This window comes from Acinetobacter psychrotolerans, assembly GCF_048552595.1.
Classification (GTDB): Bacteria; Pseudomonadota; Gammaproteobacteria; order Pseudomonadales; family Moraxellaceae; genus Acinetobacter.
This window is the reverse complement of the sequence record NZ_JBIMDK010000021.1, coordinates 39,483-64,910: the sequence shown is the minus strand read 5'-3', so window position 1 is coordinate 64,910 and position 25,428 is coordinate 39,483. Positions and strand designations below refer to the sequence as shown.

The 25,428-nt window shown below is 37.8% G+C and carries 21 protein-coding genes, 1 tRNA gene and 2 pseudogenes; 10 read left to right on the top strand and 14 right to left on the bottom strand.

Features of this window, described 5'->3' with window-relative positions; translation table 11 throughout:
* Positions 1 to 238 precede the first annotated feature (238 nt).
* The 6 genes and pseudogenes from ACG94X_RS15055 to carA all read right to left on the bottom strand — a co-directional run bounded on the left by ACG94X_RS15055 (position 239) and on the right by carA (position 8,137).
* A pseudogene (locus ACG94X_RS15055) lies at positions 239 to 1,184 on the bottom strand (IS5 family transposase).
* A gap of 286 nt (positions 1,185 to 1,470) precedes the next feature.
* Positions 1,471 to 2,094 carry a CatB-related O-acetyltransferase gene (locus ACG94X_RS15050; RefSeq protein WP_419384519.1) on the bottom strand — a complete coding sequence of 208 codons (624 nt, stop codon included), beginning with the start codon at positions 2,092 to 2,094 and terminating at the stop codon, positions 1,471 to 1,473.
* A 53-nt stretch (positions 2,095 to 2,147) separates the two neighbouring features.
* A complete protein-coding gene (locus ACG94X_RS15045) occupies positions 2,148 to 3,023 on the bottom strand; it encodes a class I SAM-dependent methyltransferase (RefSeq protein WP_419384518.1) in 876 nt (291 codons plus the stop codon).
* Positions 3,024 to 3,175: 152 nt separating this feature from the next.
* Positions 3,176 to 3,652, bottom strand: coding sequence for a transcription elongation factor GreA (gene greA / locus ACG94X_RS15040; RefSeq protein WP_419384517.1), 477 nt, complete (start codon positions 3,650 to 3,652; stop codon positions 3,176 to 3,178).
* Positions 3,653 to 3,746: 94 nt separating this feature from the next.
* Complete coding sequence (gene carB / locus ACG94X_RS15035; protein WP_419384516.1) at positions 3,747 to 6,980, bottom strand: carbamoyl-phosphate synthase large subunit; 3,234 nt, start codon at positions 6,978 to 6,980, stop codon at positions 3,747 to 3,749.
* A gap of 14 nt (positions 6,981 to 6,994) precedes the next feature.
* Positions 6,995 to 8,137, bottom strand: coding sequence for a glutamine-hydrolyzing carbamoyl-phosphate synthase small subunit (gene carA, locus ACG94X_RS15030; RefSeq protein ID WP_419384515.1), 1,143 nt, complete (start codon positions 8,135 to 8,137; stop codon positions 6,995 to 6,997).
* A gap of 318 nt (positions 8,138 to 8,455) precedes the next feature.
* On the opposite strand from carA, the gene ACG94X_RS15025 reads away from it, so the two are divergent.
* Positions 8,456 to 8,920: a lipocalin/fatty-acid binding family protein gene (locus tag ACG94X_RS15025; RefSeq protein WP_419384514.1), complete on the top strand. Its 465-nt coding sequence runs from the start codon at positions 8,456 to 8,458 to the stop codon at positions 8,918 to 8,920.
* Positions 8,921 to 9,000: 80 nt separating this feature from the next.
* On the opposite strand, the gene ACG94X_RS15020 is transcribed toward ACG94X_RS15025, so the two are convergent.
* Together ACG94X_RS15020 and ACG94X_RS15015 are read right to left on the bottom strand one after the other, a co-directional pair.
* The gene (locus ACG94X_RS15020; protein WP_419384513.1) at positions 9,001 to 9,540 is read right to left on the bottom strand and encodes a DOMON-like domain-containing protein; all 540 of its coding nucleotides are present in this window, start codon (positions 9,538 to 9,540) and stop codon (positions 9,001 to 9,003) included.
* A gap of 11 nt (positions 9,541 to 9,551) precedes the next feature.
* Positions 9,552 to 9,875, bottom strand: coding sequence for a YhbY family RNA-binding protein (locus tag ACG94X_RS15015; RefSeq protein WP_419384512.1), 324 nt, complete (start codon positions 9,873 to 9,875; stop codon positions 9,552 to 9,554).
* A gap of 198 nt (positions 9,876 to 10,073) precedes the next feature.
* On the opposite strand from ACG94X_RS15015, the gene rlmE reads away from it, so the two are divergent.
* From rlmE to ACG94X_RS14990, 5 genes are all read left to right on the top strand, one after another.
* A complete protein-coding gene (gene rlmE / locus ACG94X_RS15010) occupies positions 10,074 to 10,724 on the top strand; it encodes a 23S rRNA (uridine(2552)-2'-O)-methyltransferase RlmE (protein WP_419384511.1) in 651 nt (216 codons plus the stop codon).
* Positions 10,725 to 10,903: 179 nt separating this feature from the next.
* Positions 10,904 to 12,793 (top strand): ATP-dependent zinc metalloprotease FtsH, encoded by a 1,890-nt coding sequence (gene ftsH / locus ACG94X_RS15005; RefSeq protein ID WP_419384510.1) that lies wholly within the window; start codon positions 10,904 to 10,906, stop codon positions 12,791 to 12,793.
* Between the two features lie 161 nt (positions 12,794 to 12,954).
* The gene (folP, locus tag ACG94X_RS15000) at positions 12,955 to 13,809 is read left to right on the top strand and encodes a dihydropteroate synthase (RefSeq protein WP_419384509.1); all 855 of its coding nucleotides are present in this window, start codon (positions 12,955 to 12,957) and stop codon (positions 13,807 to 13,809) included.
* 626 nt (positions 13,810 to 14,435) lie between these two features.
* On the top strand, positions 14,436 to 16,034 hold the full coding sequence (locus ACG94X_RS14995; RefSeq protein ID WP_419384522.1) for a vWA domain-containing protein: 1,599 nt from the start codon (positions 14,436 to 14,438) through the stop codon (positions 16,032 to 16,034).
* 94 nt (positions 16,035 to 16,128) lie between these two features.
* On the top strand, positions 16,129 to 16,443 hold the full coding sequence (locus ACG94X_RS14990; RefSeq protein ID WP_419384508.1) for a DUF5713 family protein: 315 nt from the start codon (positions 16,129 to 16,131) through the stop codon (positions 16,441 to 16,443).
* A gap of 82 nt (positions 16,444 to 16,525) precedes the next feature.
* Here ACG94X_RS14990 and ACG94X_RS14985 read toward each other — a convergent pair whose 3' ends face one another.
* A complete protein-coding gene (locus ACG94X_RS14985) occupies positions 16,526 to 16,930 on the bottom strand; it encodes a hypothetical protein (protein ID WP_419384507.1) in 405 nt (134 codons plus the stop codon).
* 161 nt (positions 16,931 to 17,091) lie between these two features.
* Here ACG94X_RS14985 and ACG94X_RS14980 point away from each other — a divergent pair.
* Positions 17,092 to 17,168: transfer RNA gene (locus ACG94X_RS14980), tRNA-Met, on the top strand.
* A gap of 108 nt (positions 17,169 to 17,276) precedes the next feature.
* Here ACG94X_RS14980 and ACG94X_RS14975 read toward each other — a convergent pair.
* The 3 genes from ACG94X_RS14975 to ACG94X_RS14965 form a co-directional block, all read right to left on the bottom strand.
* Positions 17,277 to 18,326 carry a hypothetical protein gene (locus ACG94X_RS14975; protein WP_419384506.1) on the bottom strand — a complete coding sequence of 350 codons (1,050 nt, stop codon included), beginning with the start codon at positions 18,324 to 18,326 and terminating at the stop codon, positions 17,277 to 17,279.
* Between the two features lie 5 nt (positions 18,327 to 18,331).
* Entirely contained in the window at positions 18,332 to 19,957 is a 1,626-nt protein-coding gene (locus ACG94X_RS14970; protein ID WP_419384505.1) for an NAD+ synthase, read from the bottom strand.
* Between the two features lie 435 nt (positions 19,958 to 20,392).
* On the bottom strand, positions 20,393 to 20,899 hold the full coding sequence (locus ACG94X_RS14965; protein WP_419384504.1) for a hypothetical protein: 507 nt from the start codon (positions 20,897 to 20,899) through the stop codon (positions 20,393 to 20,395).
* 503 nt (positions 20,900 to 21,402) lie between these two features.
* Here ACG94X_RS14965 and ACG94X_RS14960 point away from each other — a divergent pair.
* Positions 21,403 to 22,362: a metal-dependent hydrolase gene (locus tag ACG94X_RS14960; RefSeq protein ID WP_419384503.1), complete on the top strand. Its 960-nt coding sequence runs from the start codon at positions 21,403 to 21,405 to the stop codon at positions 22,360 to 22,362.
* Between the two features lie 102 nt (positions 22,363 to 22,464).
* Here the strand turns inward: ACG94X_RS14960 and ACG94X_RS14955 are convergent, their stop codons facing one another.
* Both ACG94X_RS14955 and ACG94X_RS14950 read right to left on the bottom strand, forming a co-directional pair.
* The gene (locus ACG94X_RS14955) at positions 22,465 to 22,614 is read right to left on the bottom strand and encodes a hypothetical protein (RefSeq protein WP_419384502.1); all 150 of its coding nucleotides are present in this window, start codon (positions 22,612 to 22,614) and stop codon (positions 22,465 to 22,467) included.
* A gap of 159 nt (positions 22,615 to 22,773) precedes the next feature.
* Positions 22,774 to 23,103: pseudogene (locus ACG94X_RS14950) on the bottom strand (alpha/beta fold hydrolase); the annotation flags it as partial.
* A 489-nt stretch (positions 23,104 to 23,592) separates the two neighbouring features.
* Here ACG94X_RS14950 and ACG94X_RS14945 point away from each other — a divergent pair.
* The gene (locus ACG94X_RS14945) at positions 23,593 to 24,549 is read left to right on the top strand and encodes a metal-dependent hydrolase (RefSeq protein ID WP_419384501.1); all 957 of its coding nucleotides are present in this window, start codon (positions 23,593 to 23,595) and stop codon (positions 24,547 to 24,549) included.
* Positions 24,550 to 24,577: 28 nt separating this feature from the next.
* The gene (locus tag ACG94X_RS14940) at positions 24,578 to 25,420 is read left to right on the top strand and encodes an SDR family NAD(P)-dependent oxidoreductase (protein ID WP_419384500.1); all 843 of its coding nucleotides are present in this window, start codon (positions 24,578 to 24,580) and stop codon (positions 25,418 to 25,420) included.
* The last annotated feature ends 8 nt before the right edge of the window (positions 25,421 to 25,428 follow it).

Here is a 25,428-nt window from a genome sequence, read left to right as displayed (position 1 = left end):
CAAAGTTAAGATGATGGTATGACAATTTTATATACTCCATAAACCCTTTAAATTAATTAGGTGGTTTATGTCGCACTTCAAGTTTTACTCTGCCCTACATTTTAGTAACACTATTATTTATAGTGATATAACCGTCAAATCACAGACTATGGTTATGATGTTTTTGGCAGGCGATTATTTAAGAATGGCTTTGTTGCACAAAGGCTTGAAAGGCAGAGCCACCCTAAGTGAGCCAAATTTAAGTGGCAACTTGGGTTTGAGGGCGACCTAATTCTGTGAATTTATTTAATACTGCTACACGTGCATGAATCTCGTTCACCTGACTAGGGAAACTCCTTGATGTTAATTTATCGCCTAATAATTTGATGCAATGCATCTTGGTTTCAACTAAACTTCGGCGATGATAGCCAGACCAGTTTTTCCATATAGTCCTGCCCAAATGTTTAACTGTCCGAAGCAGTTCATTGCGTTCTAACGAGCTAATCTTTGTATCTTTCCAAGGTTTAGCATTTTTTCTGGGTGGGATTACTGCATGAGCTTGCCGATCGGAAATCATTTCTCGACATTGTTTTGTATCATAAGCTCCGTCGGTACAAACAGAGTCAATTGGTACATCTGGTGGAATCTGATTAAGTAAATGACCGAGTACCTGAGAATCACTGACGTTGTTTGTAGTGAGCTGAACTGCCCGAATTTGCAAGGTCTTAGCATCGATACCAATATGTAATTTACGCCATTGTCGACGATATTCAGGCTGATGTTTCTTACGTTTCCACTCACCTTCACCTAAAAATTTCAAACCAGTAGAGTCAATGAGTAGATGGAGTCCACCACTACTTCTTTGATAGCAAATCGAAATATCAATATGCTTTTGTCTTCTACAAAGGGTGGAGTAATCTGGTGCTGCCCAATCCAAGCCAAAAAGTTGAATGAGACTTTGAACAAAGCCAGTGACCATACGTAAAGACAGACGGAATAATGATTTAATCATTAAACAACATTGGATTGCTGTATCTGAATAGGTTTGATTTCGACCTTGTTTGCCTTGTGATTGTGCATACCACTCAGTCTTTGGATCAAACCAAATGGCGATGTTTCCTTTATTTATTAATCTTGCGCAGTATACTGCTCATATAAGAGGACCAATTTGTTGTGCGATAGATTTTAGGCCCAGGTTTCTTCATTTGATAATTATATTGCTGGAGAAGCATTTAATGATGGGTTTGTGCAACAAAGCCTTTAGAAACTAGAGCTGCCCTAAGTTATTCAGATTTAAGTGACAACTTGGGTGTGAGGTCGGCCTAATTCAGTGAATTTATTTAGGACGGCTATACGTGCGTGAATATCTTCAGAAAGGATTGGATTTTAAAACACCAAATCAATTGGCAGAGGACTTTTACAAGTTTGCTGCCTATAACCTCCCAAGTGGAAGCCTCCTACTAATTTAGCGCACATCACATCATCTGAGGTTTAGTTTGGCTCTTGTATATAGTTAATAAGGGATTTTACATCGTCCGTCTGCAATTCTTCCCGCATCTTTAAAAACTGCTTTTCATCCAAGCCATACAACTTTAGGGAGAGCAGTTTTGCAGTATCTTCTTCAGAAAAACGATATTTTATAATCTGTGCAGGGACACCACCGACTACGGCATAAGGCGGAACATCCTTCGTCACGACAGCTCCAGTCGCAATAACTGCACCTTCACCTAATGTCACACCTTGCATAATCATCGCACGACTACCAATCCAACAACCATCGCCAATGATCGTATCGCCCGCAGGGACGAAACTACGTGTATCAAAGGGAAAAGCCGAAATCCAATCTGTACGATGTAATTGGTTTCCACCCATCATGATCACACATTCAGCACCAAAACAGACAAAATTACCAATGTGTAACTGGTCAATCGGCTTTTCAGCTGTAGGTGGTTTATCGTGTAAATAACGTACTACACAACGCTCAAATCCGTGATCCCAATAAGCTGAATAATAAGAATAATTTCCATTAATGTGAATATTTGGGTTTTTCACAGTTTTAGAAATAAACTCAAATTCACACCAATGTTTTACTGGTGAGTTAATAGAATCAGTCATATTAGGCGCAAAGGGAGAGAGTGTGCTTAGTTTATATGACTGTAGTCAAAAGTCTAAGCAATCTGTAAATGAATTAAATGCGTTGCTTCAGTATGGCGAATATGATCAGAACGTTTATGAAAATAGCGCTTTGTAATATCCGTTCCAGATAAGTCCTCTAAAACGATATATCCCATATTTTCAGCAGCTTCATGCAAATTTTTTGATTCAAAAGCCCCCATTAAAGGCTCTTTTAAAAAATGGGTAAATTGCGCAATGGCAAAGCTTCCAATCCGTTCAATCCCATGTAACTCTTTATAATCTATGGAATAATCCATTACGATTTCGCTGTTCGGACTTGTAATAGTGGTAATATTTTGCAAGGTTGCCAAAGTCGTTTCAGGTGTTAAATAATGTGTTGTTCCTAGCCATGAAAAAAATGCAGGTTGTGTCGTTTCAAAAGAACTTCGTAATAAAGCATCCGAGAGTTTTTCTTTTTCAAAATCAATACTGACAAATTCAACATTACTTGAAATTGTTCCAAGTTTCTTTAGCTTATGAATTTTGATCTTTTGTGTATCAGGATGATCGACTTCAAATATTTTAAGTTGCGGATATTGTTCAGCTAAACGTAAAACAAAGGAATCCAGTCCAGCACCAACCAAGACATATTGTTGAATTTGGTTCTTTACAATGGCTTGTTCTAATAAGTCTTCTGTATAGCGTGAACGCCCAACCACTTGAGCGGCGAGTCTACCCAAAGATTGATTGAGTAGGGTAGAGTTAAGTATTTTACGAAAAATAGGATTGGACAATAATTTACGCCAACGGGCATTGGTCATGTCAAAAGCATAAGGATCTGAAAATACAGGATTTGAGCTATTTTGGTGGTGATTGGCACGAAGGGCAGCAGCAGCTTCTGCGGTTCGGCTTGTACGTCCTGCTTTCATATAGGTTCTACATTGTTGTTATTCATAAAGACTTTAATACAATGCAGAAATTTAACAATGACTGATTAGATCTGAGTAGCTGCTTTTTATGGTCATATAAAAACAAAACCCCTCAAAAGAGGGGCTGAAACTGAAATCTTAATGCTTATACATTAAAGATATTCAACTTTCACAATTTCGTATTCTACTTCACCTTGTGGTGTCGTGATTTTTGCTTCATCACCTTCGCTTTTACCCAAAAGACCACGGGCAATCGGTGAATTCACAGAGATTTTATTGATCTTAAAGTCAGCTTCATCATCACCTACAATTTTGTAGGTTTTCTTTTCTTCTGTATCTAAGTTTTCAATGGTCACAGTCACACCAAAAACCACACGACCGTTTTGTTCGAGTGATTTAACATCAATCTCTTGGACAGCACCCAATTTACCTTCGATATCTTGAATACGACCTTCACAAAAACCTTGTTGCTCGCGAGCAGCATGGTATTCTGCATTTTCTTTCAAATCCCCATGTTCACGTGCTTCAGCAATCGCTGCAATAATACGTGGACGATCAACAGATTTTAGCTGTTGTAATTCTTTCTCTAAGGCAATCTTGCCTTCTGGTGTCATAGGATAACGTTTCATTGTTGTCCCTCAAATTATGTTGTGTATAAAAATATAGGTTTAAAAATGCAAAAAGCCCGCCACCGAGAGGTGACGGGACTCCTCGATAAACGAATTAACCTACAGTTTGTAAATCTTGCAAACGGTATACATCCATTGGCAATTTAATCGCTAATGCCTGACATACAGCCTCAGCACCATTCAGGGTCGTAGTGTAATACACTTTACCTTGAAGTGCAGAGCGACGAATCGAGAATGAATCTTGCTGTGCTTGTTTGCCTTCAGTGGTGTTGATAATGAGGTGAATCTCGCCATTTTTCAAGCGGTCAACGATATTAGGACGACCTTCAGTGACTTTATTCACTCGTTCGCACTCAATACCCGCTGCTTTAATCACATCATAAGTACCGCCAGTTGCAATCACTTTGAAACCAAGGTCAGTCAATTGCTTCGCAATACCAACTGCACGTGGTTTATCTGAATGACGAACAGACAAGAACGCATGTTTCACTTCACCTTCAGTCGGAAGACCTGGTAAACGATCATTCGAGCCAAGTACGGCTTTATAGAAGGCTTCACCAAATGAACGACCTACACCCATTACTTCACCTGTAGATTTCATCTCAGGCCCAAGCACAGGGTCAACCCCTGGGAACTTGTTGAATGGGAATACAGCTTCTTTTACTGAGAAGTAAGTTGGAATAATCTCTTTGGTAAAGCCTTGCGACTCAAGAGATTGTCCAGCCATACAACGTGCAGCAACTTTGGCTAAAGATTCACCAATGCATTTAGAAACGAAAGGAACAGTACGTGATGCACGTGGGTTAACTTCTAGAATATAAACGTCTGTGCCTTTAACCGCAAATTGTACGTTCATTAAACCAATTACACCAAGCTCTTTAGCCATAGCAACGGTTTGACGACGCATTTCGTCCTGAACTTCATTAGATAAAGAATAAGGCGGAATCGAACATGCAGAGTCACCAGAGTGAATGCCAGCTTGTTCGATGTGCTGCATAATACCGCCAATCACCACATCTTTACCGTCAGATACGCAGTCTACATCAACTTCAATTGCATCATCAAGGAAACGGTCAAGAAGTACAGGTGCTTCGTTAGAAGCCTGAACAGCATCACGTAAATAACGTTTTAATTCATCATCGTTATATACGATTTCCATCGCACGACCACCCAAAACATAAGAAGGGCGTACAACAAGTGGATAACCAACTTTAGATGCTTCAGCCATACCTTCTTCAGCAGATTTGACAATGCTGTTATTTGGTTGGCGAAGTTGTAGGCGCTGAATCATTTGCTGGAAACGTTCACGGTCTTCTGCGCGGTCAATCGCATCTGGTGATGTACCAATAATTGGTGCACCAGCTTCTTCTAAAGCGCGAGCCAATTTCAAAGGTGTTTGACCACCGTACTGTACGATAATACCTTTAGGCTTCTCAATACGTACGATTTCTAAAACATCTTCTAGCGTAATCGGTTCGAAGTACAAGCGATCTGAAGTGTCATAGTCAGTAGAAACGGTTTCAGGGTTACAGTTAACCATGATGGTTTCATAACCGTCTTCACGCATTGCAAGTGCCGCGTGTACACAGCAGTAATCAAACTCGATACCTTGACCAATACGGTTAGGACCACCACCAATGACCATGATTTTGTCACGGGTAGATGGATTCGCTTCACATTCTTCATCATAAGTTGAATACATGTAAGCAGTATCAGATTCAAACTCTGCTGCACAAGTATCCACACGTTTGTAAACTGGCATTACGCCCAAGTTCCAACGATGCTTACGGAATTGCTTCTGTGAAATGCCCATCAAATCTGCAATACGAAGATCCGATAAACCTTTACGTTTAAATGTACGAATGTTGTCGGCATTTAAATCGCCAAAACCTAAAGTTTTGATTTGCTCTTCAGACTTAATGATGTCTTCAATTTGAATCAAGAACCATTTATCGATATTGGTTGCAACAAATACTTCATCTAAGCTAAAGCCGTGACGGAAAGCATCTGCGATATACCAAATACGCTCAGGACCTGGAACTTTAAGTTCTTGCAAAATTTTATCTTTCGCGCCGTCTGTACCGATTTCGATTTTTTCGTCAAAGCCACACACGCCAACTTCAAGACCACGAAGCGCTTTTTGTAAAGACTCTTGGAAGTTACGACCAATCGCCATGACTTCACCCACAGATTTCATCTGTGTGGTTAAAGTTGCATCTGCTTGTGGGAATTTCTCGAAGTTAAAACGAGGAATCTTGGTTACAACATAGTCAATTGCCGGTTCGAAAGAAGCAGGAGTAGTACCGCCCGTGATGTCATTCTTCAACTCATCAAGGGTATAACCGACAGCTAATTTCGCAGCGATACGTGCGATTGGGAAACCTGTTGCTTTTGATGCAAGAGCAGATGAACGCGATACACGCGGATTCATCTCGATCACAACCATACGACCAGTATTTGGACAAATACCGAACTGTACGTTAGAACCGCCAGTTTCTACACCAATTTCACGCAGTACAGCTAAAGACGCATTACGTAATAATTGGAATTCTTTATCCGTCAATGTTTGTGCAGGAGCAACAGTGATCGAGTCACCTGTATGCACACCCATTGGATCAAAGTTTTCAATGGTACATACAATGATACAGTTGTCGTTTTTGTCACGAACAACTTCCATTTCGTATTCTTTCCAACCAATTAAAGATTCATCAATCAATAATTGTTTTGTTGGAGAAAGATCGAAACCACGCTCGCAGATTTCAATGAATTCTTCACGGTTATAAGCAATACCACCACCAGAACCACCCATCGTAAATGATGGGCGAATAATAGAAGGGAAGCCTAATTTCGCTTGAATCTCAAATGCTTCTTCCATGCTGCTGGCAACAGCAGCACGTGGGCATTCAAGACCAATACGACGCATCGCATCATCAAACAATTTACGGTCTTCAGCCATTTCAATGGCTTCTTTGCTCGCACCAATCAATTCAACATTGTATTTTTCTAAAATACCGTTGGCATCAAGTGCAAGTGCGCAGTTTAATGCTGTTTGACCACCCATTGTTGGGAGGACAGCATCTGGACGCTCTTTTTCAATAATTTGCGCAACAGTCTGCCAAGTAATCGGTTCGATATACGTCGCATCTGCCATTGTCGGGTCAGTCATGATTGTTGCAGGGTTCGAGTTTACCAAAATAACGCGGTAACCTTCTTCACGCAATGCTTTACATGCCTGAGCACCTGAGTAGTCAAACTCACATGCTTGTCCAATTACAATCGGACCAGCACCAATAATTAAGATGCTTTTAATGTCTGTACGTTTAGCCATGATCGCTTCCTTAATTACTTCTTAGATGCTTCGATAAGTTCGATGAAATGATCGAACAAAGGCGCACAGTCATGTGGGCCAGGGCTTGCTTCAGGATGACCTTGGAAGCTAAACGCTGGTTTATCTGTACGATGAATCCCTTGTAAGGTTTGATCGAACAATGATTTGTGCGTTGCTTTTAACGTAGCTGGAAGAGTCTCTGCATCAACAGCGAAACCGTGGTTTTGAGAAGTAATCATCACTGTACCCAATTCAAGGTTTTGTACAGGATGGTTTGCACCATGGTGACCATGTGGCATTTTTACAGTCTTTGCACCACTTGCCAAAGCAAGAATTTGATGACCTAAGCAAATTCCGAATACTGGAATATTACGTGCATCATCAACAATGGTTTTTACTGCTTCAATGGCATAATCACATGCAGCTGGATCACCAGGACCATTGGACAAGAATACGCCATCTGGATTCAGTGCGAGTACATCGGAAGCAGAAGTTTGTGCAGGAACAACAGTTAATTTACAACCGCGGTCTGCAAGCATACGTAAGATGTTGGTTTTAACACCATAATCATATGCAACAACATGGAATTTAAGTTCTGGTTGAGAAAAACCTTTGCCTAATGTCCAAGAACCTTCAGTCCATTCAAAACCTTCAGGGTCACAACATTCTTTGGCAAGGTCTAAACCGTCTAAGCCGCCAAATGCACGTGCTTTTGCAATTGCTTCTTCTTCGGTAATGTTTTCACCAGCAAGAATACAACCATTTTGCGCACCTTTATCACGCAAAATACGGGTCAACTTACGTGTATCAATATCTGCAATGGCAACGACATTATGTTGTTGTAAATATTCGCCAAGAGACTGAGTCGAACGGAAATTGCTGTGTAATAACGGTAAGTCGCGAATGATTAAGCCATTCGCCCATACTTTATGAATTCGACCTGATTCAGCGTCTTCATCATTACATCCAGTATTGCCGATGTGTGGATAGGTTAAAGTTACAAGTTGCTGTGCATAACTCGGGTCAGTCAAAATTTCTTGATAACCAGTCATGGCAGTATTAAAAACGACTTCACCAGTCGTATTTCCCGTAGCGCCGATCGATATACCTTTAAAAATAGTACCGTCAGCAAGGGCTAAAATGGCGGGGGTGCTCAAACCATAGCTCCTGAACTAAAACCACAAAATAGGGCTGTAAAAAAAGCGAGAAGACGAAAAAAAAGGAAGGCTAATTAAATCCTACCCTCCTATGTCTGCTCGCTTATAACTTAACAGGGAATTATACGCACGAAGATCTGACAAGTCTATTTTATTTAGGGTGAATATGTAAGATAAATGGCTTGCTATTTATCATAAATTCTGCTTTGTAAATGAACTTATTGAAATTGTAAGTATTTAATAATTGTTAGACAAATCAAAATCTAAAATTTATCTTTTCGCGTTATCTTAGCGACTCACATTTGAAGGGGAACCAATATGACCACAGCTAAAGAAAGCGTTACAAAAAAAGTGACAAAAGATACAGCAGCATTAAAAGAAGTTGTAACTGAAACTGCGGAAAATTTAGAAAAATTAGGTAAAGAAACACAGCAAAAAGTGACTGAGGCTGTCGTTGAAACTAAAACTAAACTTACGGCAGAAGCTGAACAATTAAATGAACAAGTTCAGGATCAAGTACAAAACTTTAAACAAGATTTAGTTCAACGTTTGGATGGGATTAAATCGCAATTATCGACATCTCAACACGATTTAGTCGAATTGGCTGACTTTGTGAAATCAGAATTGAGTCTTTTAGTGAAAGAATTGACTGAAGTAGGTAAAGAAATTCGTGAAGATGTTTCGCAAATTTCAAGCAAACATAAAGTGCAATTGACTGAAACTTTAAAGCGTTCAAAAGAACATACTTTAGAAATTTGGCACAAAGTCACCACTAAACAATAAAATTTGTAATGCTTTTACACTGGTCATTTGAGTGTGAAGTGACAATAAAAAAGTGAGGTCAAGTGCCTCACTTTTTTTATTTAAAATGTATGTAACCAATCTCGTTTATTGTGGAAATCGGCTTGTCGCCCACTGTGTTGCATGGCAAAGAAATGTTGCCCTTGTGTGGTATCTAACACAGCAGTTAAACCTAAATATAAATCAGACCACTTAAGTTTATTGGCTAGTATAAACTCAGTTAAATCTACAGTTACATTCAAACCATAATGTGTACGATTGAGCTTATTAAGCTCTATATCATACGCAGCGATGGGTGGTGTATTTTCAGGATAACGATATTCTTCAAACTGATACGCTTGCCAAGCTTCAGAAGGAGAAAGATTAATCTCACGATAATAATCTTCGCCTTTCACGCCAACAAAAATCTCAAAACAAGTCTTTTCCCACAAAAAATCCATCCGAGGATTCGATGAAAGCATTTCGGGATAAATCATGAACTGATTTGGATCGCGTAACCAAAAACCGACATTCAAAGAATAAGGCGTGATTTGCTCAATTGCAGCAACTAATGAAATACTTTGAAAACGACGATCAAAAGCATTTAGCTCGTAACTTGCCATGAAAGTAGTTCTTAATTTGAAAGTTGAGCAAAGCGAACTAAATTAGATAACTTAGGATTCTGTTTTGGTGCTTTTTTGTAAAGCAAAGCAATTTTACCAATCATTTGGACAACTTGAGATCCAGTTGCTTCAGCAATTGAAGTAATTGTCGCTGTGCGTACCGCACGATCTTCACCGCCAACACGAACTTTAATTAATTCATGATCATTTAAAGCACGGCTTAATTCTTCAATAACACTTTCAGTCAAGCCTTTATCACCAAGCATTACCACTGGGTTTAAAGCATGTCCGATTTGGCGTAAACGTTTACGTTCTTGGATAGAGAGATTCGCCATAAAAAATAACCTAATTTTAAAAACGGCCTAGTATAGCAAAAGCCATATCACTGCGCTGTAAATTCTGTATAAATAATCGATGAAGTACATTAAAAAAAATAGATGACGATCTGATGATATAAATCTACATGGATACTGCAATGAGAATGTTTTTCACGTACAATCAAGAGTGAATTATTAATTTGTATCAAGAGAGTTATGGCTACACGCATCACCAACCAAAAGTTATCTAAAAGTAGTCGTGATTGGATGAGAGAGCATTTAGATGATCCTTATGTGAAAAAAGCGCAGAAGGAAGGCTATCGTGCTCGTGCAGCTTATAAACTGCTTGAAATGCAAGAAAAATATAAGATTATTAAGCCCGGTATGACAGTTGTCGACTTAGGTGCTGCACCAGGGAGTTGGTCGCAAATTGCGGGCAAACTGGTGGGTTCTAAAGGGTTGTTGATTGCTTCGGATATTTTAGAAATGGACGCTTTACCTGATGTTACCTTTTTACAAGGTGATTTCCGTGAAGAAGAAGTTTTCGAAAAATTGTTAAATCTTTTAAATGGACGCACAGTAGACGTTGTAATTTCGGATATGGCCCCCAATACATCTGGTAATAAGGCAGTCGATCAACCTCGCCAAATTTACTTGTGTGAACTTGCACTAGATTTTGCCAATAAGGTTTTAGGACCTAAAGGGCAATTTGTGGTAAAGGTTTTCCAAGGAACAGGTTTTGATGAATTCCGAAAGCAAGTTGTGGACAGTTTTGTTGTATTAAAAACATCAAAACCCGCTGCTTCTCGTACACGTTCAAAAGAAGTCTTTTTAATTGGACAAGGTCGTAAAAAAGTTTCGCCATAGTTAGCGTTTTAAGGTATGTTCATAGATTGTGGTGAATTGCCAACAAATGCTTGCCAAGTTGTTAAAAATTGTGCATTTTGTACGTTTTTAAAATTTATTGCGAAATTCATTACTCGCTTTTTGTTACGATCAAGCAAGATTGAGCCTGGTCAAAAATAGTTATATATGGGAATAAAGCTTTGAGCGATTACTTCAAAAATGCCGTATTGTGGCTTGTAATACTGGGTGTGCTGATCCTGATCTTCAGTAATCTCAGTGACCGCAGTAAGCCATCTGCGATGAATTATTCTGAATTCATCTCGGCGGTGAATGCAGGTCAGATTAAACAAGTCACAATTGATGGCTTACAAATCAGTGGTGAAAAAACCAATGGTACTAAGTTCGAAAGTGTTCGTCCTCAAGTTGAAGACACTGAACTTATGCCGAGTCTGACTAAAAATAATGTAGTTGTTGAAGGTACTGCTCCGCAGCGTCAAGGTTTATTGATGCAACTTCTTATTGCCAGCTTCCCAGTGCTATTAATTATTTTATTGTTCATGTTCTTTATGCGTAACATGGGCGGTGGGGCAGGCGGTAAAAATGGTCCAATGAGTTTTGGTAAGTCGAAAGCAAAAATGCTTTCAGAAGACCAAATCAAAGTGACATTTGCTGATGTTGCCGGCTGTGATGAAGCAAAACAAGAAGTTGTTGAAATTGTAGATTTCTTAAAAGACCCTTCAAGATTCAAGCGTCTAGGTGCAACAATTCCTAGAGGCGTATTGATGGTTGGTCCTCCAGGTACGGGTAAAACTTTACTTGCTAAAGCCATTGCTGGTGAAGCAAAAGTTCCGTTCTTTAGTATTTCGGGTTCTGACTTTGTAGAAATGTTCGTTGGTGTGGGTGCATCACGTGTCCGTGACATGTTTGAACAAGCAAAACGTCATGCGCCATGTATCATTTTTATCGATGAGATTGATGCAGTCGGTCGTCATCGTGGTTCAGGCACAGGTGGTGGTCATGATGAGCGTGAGCAGACACTGAATCAAATGCTTGTAGAGATGGATGGTTTTGAAGGCAATGAAGGTATTATTGTTATTGCTGCAACAAACCGTGCAGATGTACTTGATAAAGCATTGCTTCGTCCAGGTCGTTTTGACCGTCAAGTGATGGTTGGTCTTCCAGACATTAAAGGTCGTGAGCAGATTTTAAATGTGCATATGAAGAAATTGCCTTCTGTAACAGGTGTTGACGTTAAAGTCCTTGCACGTGGTACTCCAGGCTTCTCTGGTGCGCAATTGGCAAATCTTGTGAATGAAGCAGCTTTATTTGCTGCACGTCGTAACAAGAATACTGTCGATATGCATGATTTTGAAGATGCAAAAGACAAGTTGTATATGGGGCCTGAACGTAAATCGATGGTGATTCGTGAAGAAGAACGTCGTGCGACGGCTTATCATGAAGCAGGTCATGCGATTGTTGCGGAAACATTACCAGGTACAGACCCAGTGCATAAAGTAACAATTATGCCGCGTGGTTGGGCACTTGGTGTGACTTGGCAGTTACCTGAACATGACCAAACAAGCCATTATAAAGACAAGATGTTGAATGAACTTTCAATCTTATTTGGTGGTCGTATTGCAGAAGAAGTCTTCATTAACCAAATGTCGACAGGTGCTTCTAATGACTTCGAACGTGCTACGAAACTTGCACGTGCGATGGTGACCAAGTACGGTATGTCTGAAAAAATGGGTGTGATGGTCTATGAAGACGAAAACCAAAGTGGTTTCTTCGGTAATGTAGGTAGTCGTACTATTTCTGAAGCAACGCAACAACAAGTTGACCAAGAAGTTCGCCGTATCTTAGATCAACAATATAAGGTTGCTCGTGATATCCTTGAAAATAGTAAAGATATTGCACATGCAATGGTAAAAGCTTTGATGGAATGGGAAACCATTGACCGTGACCAAATCCGTGACATCATGGAAGGTCGTGAGCCACAACCACCGAAAGTTTATATTGCTGAAAACCCTATTGTTGATGTAAAACCGACAGATGGCCCAGCAACGCCACCACCATTGCCAGTGGCTTAAGTAAAAGCAAAGAGTTCGTTTGTTTAAGCGAATACATTCAATAAAAAGAGTCTCGAAAGAGGCTCTTTTTTTATGCAAAAAAACTTTGATTCTGAAAACAATTTAACTTGTACAACGAGGGAGTTGGTAAACTAGAATAAATTTATCATGTGAGATTTGATATGCAGCTTATGCCATTGCCGAAAAAAATATTGCAATGTGGACACTTAAATTTGGATTTATCTAAAGCGCATGTCATGGGTATTCTCAATGTCACTCCAGATTCTTTTAGTGATGGTGGAAAGTATAATCAAAAAGATCAAGCCGTTGTTTGTGCTTTACAGATGATTGCAGATGGCGCGACAGTGGTTGATATTGGTGGTGAATCAACACGTCCTGGAGCATCGCCTGTTACGGTTGAAGAGGAAATACGGCGTGTTGTTCCTGTGGTTGCTGAATTGGCTAAATATGATGTGGTCATTTCAATTGATACCTCACAGCCAGAAGTGATTCGCGCTGCTGTTCAGGCAGGCGCACATATATGGAATGATGTACGTGCTTTAACACGTCCAAATGCTTTGCAAACAGCAGCAGAACTGAATATTCCAGTCATTATCATGCATATGCGTGGTGAACCAACGACTATGAATAATTTGGATCAATATCAAAATGTAACGAAAGAGGTAATTGTAGAGTTGCAACAACGTGTCGATGATGCCTTGCGAGCAGGGGTTAAACCTGAAAATATTATGATTGATCCTGGGTTTGGTTTTGCTAAAAATGCACAACAGAATCTACAGCTTTTAAATGAGTTTTATAAGCTGAATGAGATGGGATATCCAATTTTATCGGCTCTGTCTCGCAAGCGCTTTATTGGTGAGGCTTTGAATGGGGCTGATGCACAAAATCGTGCTGTAGGGAGTGTTGCAGCACATCTATTGAGTATTCAGCAAGGAGCTTGTATGGTACGTGCACACGATGTAAAAGCCATGTCTGATGCAATTAAAGTTTGGCAAGCGACGATTGATGTATTGTAATAGGCTTATTTTAAAGAGCTTTATATTCCTCACAGGCTCTGCACAAGGATGAAATATAGAGGCGTTGGGGAGTTATCTGAAAATTAAAAAGGGTCGTATTTCTGTTTATTTCTAGATCGTAGTGATAATTTCTGAAAAAAGCTTTCTAAATAAAATAGATTAACTATTCGAAAGATAGAGCGTTTTCTAAATATCGAAACAAATATGATCAGGTGATGATTGGAAATCATCATTCTTAAACCGATATTCACTTTGAAAGAGAAGTTATTCGCAATAAAGTGGCTATTTTTTCTAAAAAACACACAGATTGTTCATCATAAATACTTTATTTATTGAAAGTATCTCATTATCTATTAATGATTATTTTTGTAAGGATTTAAATAAACTTTTTTCATTAATCCCTTATTTTTCTTGAATTTTAATTATAGGGAAAATAATGAAGCTTTAAGTCATTATGAAATAAGTTTAATGATGAATACTTAAAAAACGACAAGGAAAACTGAATGAATTTGAACATGAAAACACAATTAACAATATTAGCTTTATCCATAATTGGTCTGAGTGGTTGCGCACAATTGCAAAATAAGCATTCTGCATCCGTTGTAGAAGTTGCTCCATCTCCGTTGATGTCGCAGCCTGTTTCAGCGCCCATGTCGCCACCACCTATTTCATCCTCAGCTTTAGCAAGGCAAGCGGTTTATACTGCGAATAGTCAACGTGCTGCACAAAAAACGTCAGCTTATGCAAGTCTTGTAGGAAGACCCGCTGAAATCATTGCCCGAGAAAAAACTCAGCCAATTCAAAATACAGAGAAATATCAAGAAAACGAAATTAATCCTGTTAAAAGTGTTGCTCAAGAGGCTGTTTCCACTTTTAGTATTGATGTGGATACAGGTAGTTATTCAAATGTCAGGCGTTATTTAAATACCAATGGGCAGTTGCCGCCCGTAGATGCCGTACGAATAGAAGAATTGATTAACTATTTTAATTATGATTATCCATTACCAGTGGGGCTACATCCTTTTTCGGTTAGCACTGAAACGGTAGATTCACCGTGGAAAAAGAATGCGAAAATTATCAAAATCGGCATTAAAGCCAAAGATATTGATCCTAAAAATTTACCTGCTGCTAATTTAGTCTTCTTGGTCGATGTTTCTGGCAGTATGGATAATCCGAATAAATTACCATTGGTAAAGAAGACATTAAGAACGCTTACGGAACAGCTTCGTCCGCAGGATAAAGTCACTATTATTACCTATGCAAGTGGGGAAAAATTAGTCCTCGAGCCAACGTCTGGACAGAATAAAGATAAGATTTTAAAAGCCATTAACCAATTACAAGCGCAGGGTGCAACGTCTGGTGAGCGTGCAATTCGTATGGCATATGACGAAGCAGAGAAAACATTTATAAAAGATGGAATTAACCGTATTTTAATTGCAACTGATGGTGATTTTAATGTAGGTATTACAGATTTTAAAACCTTAAAAGGCATGGTTGCAGAAAAGCGTAAATCAGGTGTTTCATTCACGACATTGGGGTTTGGAACAGATAATTACAATGAACAGCTTATGGAGCAACTGGCAGATGCAGGAGATGGCAACTATAGTTATATCGATAATGAAAAAGAAGCCAAAAAAGTCTTACAGCGTCAATTGTCATCTACACTTGCGACAGTAGCGCAGGATGTAAAAATTCAAGTTGAATTTAATCCAAATACTGTTAAAGAGTATCGTTTAATAGGCTATGAAAATCGTATCTTAAAGCAAGAAGACTTTAATAATGATCAAATTGATGCAGGTGATATTGGTGCAGGGCATACAGTGACAGCATTGTATGAGATTATTCCTACGGGGCAAGTTGGATGGTTGAATGAATCACGTTATCAAGCACCTACAAAATCTGCTGATACAAATAAAAATACCGAATATGCATTTTTAAATTTACGCTATAAAAAGCCCAATGAAAAAACCAGTATTTTATTAAATCAACCGATTAAAGCTCAAAGTAAACCTTTATCTGCGGCTAATACAGATACTCAGTTTACAATTGCCGTTGCAAGCTATGGGCAAAAATTGCAAGGTGGGAAATACAATGCAAGTCAGACGTGGAGTGATATTCAAAAACTTGCCAAACAATCTAGTCATCCAGATCCATTTCAAATCCGTTCAGAATTTATTGATTTAATTGGAATTGCTAAAAGTTTAAGTGCGAGTGGTAAAGACTAATTTGTAAAGATGTTGATGAAAACAGCATATCAATTTGTCGTATTGTAGCGTTTGTGTTATAAGCGTGGGCATTGATGTGCTGTTTTAGGTTGCTATGTTTAACGATCTACTCCTCCCCATGTTTGATGATGAATATTATCCCGATATTCTGGTTGCCGAAGTAAAGCAACTGATCGAACAATTTGCAAAAAAAGTTTCAAAAACACAGTTTAGTGATGCTGAAATTTATTCTATAGCTGGTTCGACTGTGATCGAAATTAATGAAATGAAACCACAGTTTGAAGACCTTGATTCATCTTTAGATGATACTGCTGCCGATTACATTGCAGAAGCAATGATGATGGTGGTACAGGATCAGGGTTATTTAGATATAGAAATTGAAGAACTTGTTGCAAACAGAGAGTGGTAATTCACTCTCTGTTGTAATATTTGATGTCGTCGATTTAAATAACGAATACCCACAATAACAAATCACGCATACAATAAAACGATCATTCACATTGAATTGAATTCACATCTATTTTAACTTTCGGAAATTGCTCATCCATTTGTTTCAAAATAACCGCTTTACGATCTGCTTCGAATATATGATCCTGTAGTTGCTCAATCTTACGCTGCGACACATGTAAATTGGCACAATGTAATGCGATTGCATTTTCTTTTGCAATCGCTAGTTTTTGATCTGGCTTAATTTTTTCAATATTGACTAGTTTTTGTTGTGCTTTACTTAATTGAGCTAAACTTCGCTTTTGTTGCATAGTCAGTAATTGATGGTTGTTAATCCATTTAGCAACGTCCATACGTACACCATTGTAATCTACAAAGATTGGACTCACGACTTGGCAAGCGGTGAGTAAGCTAAAACTAGACAATAAGATTAAGAGCTTAAATTTCATAACGTACTCAAGTTACATTTTTAGCTATTGTGCCGAATAAATGATTTCAAATATGTATTAATTTTATACATTTAAATTTCAATTGTTTAAAGCGTGATCATTAGTGCGTTTGAAGGCTTGACGCAAGCGGTGGAACTTTAGATAATGCGCGCACAGTTTAAGGCTATGTAGCTCAGTTGGTTAGAGCACCGCACTCATAATGCGGGGGTCACAGGTTCAAATCCCGTCATAGCCACCATTTTTATAGACCATGCTCACCGCATGGTCTCTTTTTTTGTGCATGATCAAAATATAAGATTTAAATTTTCGCTGTGACAAAACAATAAGATTGGGAAGAGAATTTAACTTAGGGTGAAAATTTTTTTTGATTGATAAAATTTTCAATAAATTTTTGAGTATTTTCATCTAAATAAAAGGGTGCGATTAAAGATTTAATCACATCATCTAATAAATCATGCTGATCTAATGCGGCTAAACTGTGTGGCGCAAAGCGTTGCGCTTCAATGAATAAGTCATTTTCATCAATACCAACAGAGAGCAGCAGCTCTTGTAAGCTGTAGTCGCCAAAATATTCATAAAATGCTTCAACCACATTTAGAATAACCTGTTGCATATAGTCTGTTTGACGTAACTCTTTCCATGTTTCATAAACAAGAATAAAGAACTCTTCAAAATCAATTGATTGAAATTGTGAGAAAGTTTCTTTCAATGTACGTTGTTTAATGTCCGCCCATAAGTGTGATGCAATATCAGCTAAATCATCATTAGGTAATAAAATTATATTACTCAGTTGTTTACGGATTGCGGCGGCAAGTTGTTGCTCAAGTTTAAGTTCAATATTTTGTTGTTGATCTTGTATAAAACTCAACACTTTAGAGCTGATACGATCTTGTTTAACGGTATATTGACGAAGTTGATTAAGCCACGGTGTATTGCTTTCTACAATCTGATTGGCAAGTTGTAAGCTGACTTGTTGAATTTGTGGATTATGTTGAAGATTGTCTTGAATAAAATATCGAAGTTGTTCTAGTTCTAATATTTTGAATAGCCATAATTCGAAGGTTTCATCGGTTAGTAAATCATTGAAAATCGTTCGACTATGTACCGCATAATGATGAATTTTGTGTGCAACAACACCAATAAATTCAAGGATATCTGCGCCTAAATTGAGTTCAAAAGCATACTTCTGAACAACGTCTTGTAGTTGTTTAAGTTGGATCGTATCTTTTAATAAAATTTTGTCTGCATGTTGATAGACTTGGTGTATAAAATTTTGCAGATAGTGTTGATGATTTGGATCTAATAATTGTTTTTTAATAAAATGAACCTGCTCAAGCAACAAGGCTTGAGCAAATTCTTGAGCAAAGCTCGAATGGGATAGGTTGAGATCACTCACTCGGCTTAAATACCCGGTTTCCAGCCATTGATGATTGGGTAGCGACGTTCACGACTGAAAGAGCGAGAAGTGATACGTGGTCCAATACAACCTTGGCGGCGTTTATATTCGTTGCGGTCAACCAACCCAATGACTTTTTCAACCACTTCTTTATCAAAGCCTTTGGCAATGATGTCGTCTTGGCTTTGGTCTTCTTCAATGTAAGCATAAAGAATTGCATCAAGAACATCGTAAGCTGGTAAAGAATCTTGGTCTTTTTGGTCAGGACGAAGCTCAGCAGATGGTGGACGAGTAATCACACGTTCAGGGATTACAGGTGTTTCGCTGATGCTATTACGATATTTTGCCAATTCAAATACGATAGTTTTGTAAACATCTTTTAGTACAGCAAAGCCGCCAACCATGTCGCCGTATAATGTGCAATAACCGACAGCCAATTCAGATTTATTGCCTGTAGAAAGGACAAGGTTGCCAAATTTATTCGACAGACCCATTAATAATGTCCCACGTGCACGTGCCTGAAGATTCTCTTCAGTTGCATCAGCAGGGGAATTGCCAAAGAATGGGAATAGGGTTTGCATAAAGCTATTCACAATTGGATGAATTTCGGCAATGCCGAATGTCACCCCCATGCGCTTCGCTTGCTCAGTTGCATCTTCAACACTAATTTGTGAAGTGTAGGTATATGGCATCATCACAGCTTGTACTTTATCTGCACCAATTGCATCTACAGCGATCGCAAGAGTTAATGCAGAATCGATACCGCCAGATAAGCCTAAAATGACACCCGGGAAGCCTGAGCGTTGAATATAATCGCGTGTTGCTAAAACAAGACTTTGATAAATTTCAGCCATCGTGTCTAAAGCAGGTGCAGATTCAACAACTTTATAGCTCTTATTTTCAATTTCATAATCGGCAAAATAAAGGTCTTCTTTAAAGCTTGGAGCTTGTAAAGCGATATCGCCATTATTGTTAATAACGAAGCTTGTACCATCAAAAATAAGATCATCTTGACCGCCCACTTGGTTGTTATAAACCAAATGAATATGCAATTGTTTTGCAAGTTCTTTCAATGTTGCAATACGATGTTGCGGTTTGCCAACTTCATAAGGAGAAGCATTTAAAACCAACGCTGTTTCAACATTTAGTTGAGCCAATTGCTGAACAGTGGTTAAAGACCAAACATCTTCACAAATCAAGACACCGAATTTATGTCCCAAATATTCAAAAATTAGGTGCTGATGCCCTTCATTAAAATAACGCTTTTCATCAAATACGCTGTGATTTGGTAAGTTTTGTTTATTGTACACACCTAAAACTTGACCATCTTTCATGACAGCCGCAGAGTTAAATCGTTGACCATCTTCAGTATTATTGACAAAACCGAAGACTAAAACGATGTCTTTTACTTGTGCCAACTGTTCGAAAGCTTGTGCGGTACGCTTAGTCAGGCTTGGACGTAAAAGTAAATCTTCCGCTGGATAGCCAAGCGTAGAAAGTTCAGGAAATACAATAATTTCAGCATTTTGTTTTTTCGCTTCATTGGCTTGTTCAATCATGCGTTGAACGTTCGCTTCGATATTGCCAATGAATGGAGAGAATTGCGCTAAAGCAATTTTAAAACTTTTCATTTAAACTCAGTCCTATTCCTATAGGGATAATGCATACACAATAAGTTGATTTGTATAAGAATAGTTGTTCAACTTAGCGTGCTTAGATTATTAAGTAATTGCCAAATGGCGAAACTTTAAATCATCAAAGACATGATTAAAATCTTTATTTTCTTGCAGGGCAAAAATTACAGATATCACGTATTTTAACTAAAAAACCATCAGATACTAGAGCTAAAAATAGATTATTCATCAATAAGATGAATGATTTGAGTTGTTTATAAATTTTATTGATAAAAAATATGGACTTAAGTTGTATTTATTTATGTGTGAAATGCGTGTTTATTGAATTTAAAGTGATGGAAAGTGCTTGATTCAAGTTTTATTTATAAATTTTGAGATATAAAGATTGGTTGATGAAAATATTGAGACTGTCATATAGACATTGCTGATATTTCAAATCGTTGTAGTGAGTTCTGGGTATAAAATGATATTGGGAATTCGGTTCATATAAATGTCTTTGGCAATATCGCCTTGTTGTTCCAAATTATAGTCAAAATAACATTTATTTTTGATTAATTTATATCGATATGGATTGTATTTCCCCCAAGTGAGGTATAAGCCCATTTGTAAAAATGCACCTTTTAACAAAACATTTTCTTTGCGTTGATATTGATAAATATGTGCCATTTCGTGAATAAAAACAGCTTGGTAAAAACGTGATTGTTCAATGAAGTCACTACAATAATCAGCAGCTTTGAAATGGATACAACCATTTGGTGCCATAACGACACCTTTAGGTTGCCATGGTAGATAAGGCTGATTAAAAATCCTAACACGCTGATAATCAATTAAATTACCAAAAACTTGTTGGCTAATTTTAATTTCACCTTGGGTTAAGCCTCGGTATTTAAAATGTTCAATGTTCAATAATTTTATTAATAAAGAATAGAATTTTAGCATTCTTATATTCACCATAATAATAAAGGCATTTAGACTGATTAATTATTTAAGATACAAGGCTCAAGAGTCGTATTTACTTATATTTACATTCATATCTTTGCAGATAAACAATCTCAATAAGCTTTTTAATTATACGGTGTTTCAGACGGATTTATGAAAATCTTTATTAACAATAAAATTCACAAGAAAAAGTATTCAGCTAAAACAAAATATCAAAATTGATGATTGACTTATCGGCTTAAGTATTTTGAATCTTTTCCAAATTTGCTCATAAATTAAAAATACAGTCCTTAGAGGACATAATTTATCAATAGGTGAAAACTGAATTGAAATTGTCATTCATCATTGGTTTAAAGGCATAAGATGCTAATGGAATGATCTTTTTTGCTACAAGGATTGTGATTAGCATAGTGTAATTATTTCTAATAAATTTTGACCGCACTGATTGAGTGGTCATAGATAAGTTACTTTTTCATTCATTATCTGAAAATGAGTATTCTGCTATGTTGTTTTCGAAGCCAATAAAATCACTTGTATCTAAAGTTATTCGTGCAGGAGCATCCATAGATCTGGATAAGCAAACACCTGTTGTACCTATTCGTCATTTTAAATTTAATTTCACTCCAGAAGAATTGGACGTTAAATTTTTTATGCAAAAAGAATGGGGTACAGCTTACTTTGCGGCATTGTCGATTTTCTTAACCTATGGTGAGGATTTGGTCATAGAAACTGCACGTTATCATCGGGATCAAATTAAAGACCCTGTGCTAAAACAGCGCTTGACCAGTTTGATCGGACAAGAGGCAATTCATTCTAAAGTCCATAATGAATATAACGAGATTATGATTCCAAATCATATCCCTGTGCGTCTGTATCGCTTTCTTGCAGAGCAAGTTTTTAATCACACTTTGTTGAAATTTCCACAGCCACTTAAATTATCCATGATGGCAGGTATTGAGCATTTCACGGCAGTCTTTGCTGAATATGCGATGACCCATGAAAATATTTTCAATCATTCGATTGATGATAAAACCCGTGCATTATGGTTATGGCATATGTTGGAAGAATCTGAACATAAAGATATCGCATATGATACCTATCAGGTTTTATCTGCAAATTATCCATTACGTATTACAGGATTCTTTATTGCATTGATTATTTTGGGTGTAGGGGTTGGCGCAGGGGCTTTATTTCTGCCTTTTTTACGTCGTCCTTTAAATGTGATTAGTCTAAGCTTCTGGAAAGAAGGCAAGGGTAGCTGGGATCTTTTATTTGGGCTTGAAAATGGTGTTTTTGGAAGTTCTTTAGGACATATTTTTGATTATTTACGCCGTGATTTTCATCCGAATGACCACGATACGACAGTGCACTTAGAATACTACAAAGAAAAGTTACTCAATCCTGAAAATGGTTTATTGGCACAGTATTTTGTGAAAGAGTTTATTCCTGCATTGCGTTCATAAAGGATTAGATTAAAAATAAACGAAGTTGTAATTTAAAGCTGAAACAGTGCGTGATTGACTGTTTCAGCTTTATTTTTGATCCTCGTTAATTGCAGTTCATATTTATGCAATCGCAACAGATTCTAAAAATGTTGAAATAATCTCAAGTACTTCATCTGGTTTTTCTTTATGTGGTATGTGTCGAGTATTGGCAATAATACTCATTTGTGACGTACCTGCGGTATGTTCGATAAAGCGTTGCGGTTGAGACAATTCATCAAATTCTCCACGAACTACCAATAAAGGGCAGTAGATTTGGTTTTAATAATCATCTAATTTCCATTCTTTAAAATCTTCAGGTAACCATGTTTCAGTCCATGCATCTAACACCCATTGTGCTTTATTACCATGATATTTGGATAGTCGTTTCAATTATCCATCTTGCTTAAACACTTGTTTTGCTTCACCTAGAACTGCTAGCGTGAATTCTTCTGCCGTGACTTGCGCAGACATGGTTATGAGTGCTTTACAGCGTTCAGCGTAGAGTGCCGCACAGCATGTTGTCATACCGCCACCGATGCTGTGACCCATGACAATAAAATCTTGAATATCAAGATGTATTAACACTGCGGCAAATCCTAAAGTTGCTTCATCGGATACAAAACTCACAGTTAATGGTTGAGGATTTACAGCCGATTGCCCAAATCCATAACGGTCATAAGCGATTACTTGGCGCTGTGTTTTTTCTGCCAATTGTGCAGGAAAATCAGGCCAAAGTTACACAGAACCTAAGGAGTCATGGAAAAGGATGATAGGAGTCAGATGCTGATGAGAGCGAGGGGGCCAAATTTTGGCATAAAGTCGAATCTCAGATGCGCTGTGCATAAATTCGATGTAATGTTCAGCTAAGGCGATACTTTCCATTGCAATATTCATTCATTAACTGATTTAAGCTATCTGTTTAAACACCGCCATACGAAATAATAAATTGAAGTTTCCAGCTTTTAACCAAGAGAAAAATGTGCATATAGGTCATTTTTTGTTAATAGAGGTAATCCATTTTAATATTGTCTAACAATTCTATTGAGATGTCATAATTTGCAAGTTGAATGATGGTTGTTGCTAATGGAAATAGGTAAAACATGACGTAATTTGCTTTTATTAAAATAGAGTTTTTTCACTTAAAAGGCGATCTGTGACTCATTTTTATGACGAAACGGATTTCCAAAAATTAAATGAAGAGTATATGTCATGTTATTAACCAAGCCACTTAAAAAAGCAGCTGCTAAGATTTTCGCTGCAGCACCTTTTAGTTTGGAAAATCAAACTCCGATTATTCCAATTCGCCACATGAAATTTGATTTTGACCCTAAAAAATTGGATCACAAATTTTATTTGAATGCAGAGCTTGCGAGTGCTTATTTTGCTTCACTTTCGATTTTTTTAACCCGTGGTGAAGATTTGGTGATTGACACTGCACGTTATCACCGTGATTTTATTAAAGATCCATTGTTAAAACAGCGTGTAACTTCACTGATTGGTCAGGAAGCGATTCATTCTAAAATGCATGAAGAATTGAATGATGCACTTATCGAAATAGATCTACCTGTCAAATTATTCCGTACTTGGGCGGGTTGGGTGTTCGACTACGGACTTGACCGTTTACCACAGCCAATGAAATTGTCATTGATGGCAGGTATTGAACATTTCACGGCTGTATTGGCTGAATATATGATGAATCATGAAGAAATTTTCTTCCATTCACAAGATGAAAAGCAACGTGCGATTTGGATGTGGCATATGCTTGAAGAGTCTGAGCATAAAGATATTGCATTTGATGTTTATCAAGAGTTATCAAATAACTATACATTAAGAATTGCAGGATTTTTCCCCGCATTGATCACAATTCTTGTATTAATTTCAGCAGCCTCTTTGTTGGTTCCTTTTTATCGTAATCCTAAAAATTTAACTAGCTTACGTTATTGGAAAGAAATACCTCACAGCTTTAAATTAATATTTGGTTTAAAAGATGGCGTTTATGGGAGCAGTTTAAAACACATTTTTGACTATTTACGTCCAGATTTTCACCCCAATGACCACGATACCAGTGAGTTTCTTGAATATTATAAGGAAAGATTGTTAAACCCTGAAACAGGAATTTTAACGCCTTATTTAACCAAAGAATTTACGCCAGCATTACGTTCTTAAAACTAAAAATATGAAATGGATGATGTAAATGGGAATTTTTTCAAAAAGAGTAAAACCGACACAAAAAGCCTATGCCGTTGTGACTGGTGCAGGTAGTGGGATTGGTCGTAGTTTTTCCATAGAGTTGGCAAAACGTGGTGGAACTGTCGTTTGCGCTGATATCAATCTTGAAGCAGCACAAGAAACAGTTCAATTGCTTGAAGGCTTAGGCGCAAAAGCTTTTGCCGTAGAGTGTGATGTAGGCAATAAAGACCAAGTGAAAGCACTGGCAGATGATGCTGAAAAGCTTATGGGGCATTCTGTAACCTTAGTGATTAACAATGCAGGTGTGGGGCTGGGTGGTAAGTTTGATGAGGTTTCACTTGAAGATTGGCAATGGTGTATGCATGTCAATTTATGGGGGGTGATTCATGGCTGCCACTTTTTTGTGCCTAAATTTAAAAAACAAGGTTATGGCGCAATTATTAATGTTGCTTCAGCAGCTGGTTTTACCGCAGCACCAGAAATGACAGCATACAATGTCACCAAATCGAGTGTATTGGCTTTGTCTGAAACATTATCGGCTGAATTACGTCAAAATAACATTCGTGTGAATGTACTATGCCCAACCTTAGTGCCGACCAATATTATGAAAAATGGCCGTTTACCAGGTCATTATTCAGGACTTGCAGATGATTTATTGATGAATCATGCATTTACCACCAGTGATAAAGTTGCAATTAAAACGTTGAATAATTTAGATGCAGGCAAACTCTATACCATTCCGCAGCCTGATGCCAAATTATTCTGGCTGATGAAACGTGCATCGCCAAGTCTTTATACCAAAGTGCTTGGTATTGGTTATCCATTATTTAATAGATTTGTAAAATAAGCGTTGGA

Bases quoted from the DNA above. Each gene is read 5' to 3' on its own strand.
- ACG94X_RS14945 (WP_419384501.1), top strand. From the start codon at position 23,593: ATGTTATTAACCAAGCCACTTAAAAAAGCAGCTGCTAAGATTTTCGCT.
- ACG94X_RS15020 (WP_419384513.1), bottom strand. From the start codon at position 9,540: ATGGCAAGTTACGAGCTAAATGCTTTTGATCGTCGTTTTCAAAGTATT.
- ACG94X_RS15050 (WP_419384519.1), bottom strand. From the start codon at position 2,094: ATGACTGATTCTATTAACTCACCAGTAAAACATTGGTGTGAATTTGAG.
- ACG94X_RS15045 (WP_419384518.1), bottom strand. From the start codon at position 3,023: ATGAAAGCAGGACGTACAAGCCGAACCGCAGAAGCTGCTGCTGCCCTT.
- folP (WP_419384509.1), top strand. From the start codon at position 12,955: ATGCAGCTTATGCCATTGCCGAAAAAAATATTGCAATGTGGACACTTA.
- ACG94X_RS15025 (WP_419384514.1), top strand. From the start codon at position 8,456: ATGACCACAGCTAAAGAAAGCGTTACAAAAAAAGTGACAAAAGATACA.
- ACG94X_RS15015 (WP_419384512.1), bottom strand. From the start codon at position 9,875: ATGGCGAATCTCTCTATCCAAGAACGTAAACGTTTACGCCAAATCGGA.
- ACG94X_RS14965 (WP_419384504.1), bottom strand. From the start codon at position 20,899: ATGCTAAAATTCTATTCTTTATTAATAAAATTATTGAACATTGAACAT.
- ACG94X_RS14940 (WP_419384500.1), top strand. From the start codon at position 24,578: ATGGGAATTTTTTCAAAAAGAGTAAAACCGACACAAAAAGCCTATGCC.
- carB (WP_419384516.1), bottom strand. From the start codon at position 6,980: ATGGCTAAACGTACAGACATTAAAAGCATCTTAATTATTGGTGCTGGT.
- ACG94X_RS14960 (WP_419384503.1), top strand. From the start codon at position 21,403: ATGTTGTTTTCGAAGCCAATAAAATCACTTGTATCTAAAGTTATTCGT.
- ACG94X_RS14985 (WP_419384507.1), bottom strand. From the start codon at position 16,930: ATGAAATTTAAGCTCTTAATCTTATTGTCTAGTTTTAGCTTACTCACC.
- rlmE (WP_419384511.1), top strand. From the start codon at position 10,074: ATGGCTACACGCATCACCAACCAAAAGTTATCTAAAAGTAGTCGTGAT.
- greA (WP_419384517.1), bottom strand. From the start codon at position 3,652: ATGAAACGTTATCCTATGACACCAGAAGGCAAGATTGCCTTAGAGAAA.
- ACG94X_RS14990 (WP_419384508.1), top strand. From the start codon at position 16,129: ATGTTTAACGATCTACTCCTCCCCATGTTTGATGATGAATATTATCCC.
- ACG94X_RS14995 (WP_419384522.1), top strand. From the start codon at position 14,436: ATGTCGCAGCCTGTTTCAGCGCCCATGTCGCCACCACCTATTTCATCC.
- ACG94X_RS14970 (WP_419384505.1), bottom strand. From the start codon at position 19,957: ATGAAAAGTTTTAAAATTGCTTTAGCGCAATTCTCTCCATTCATTGGC.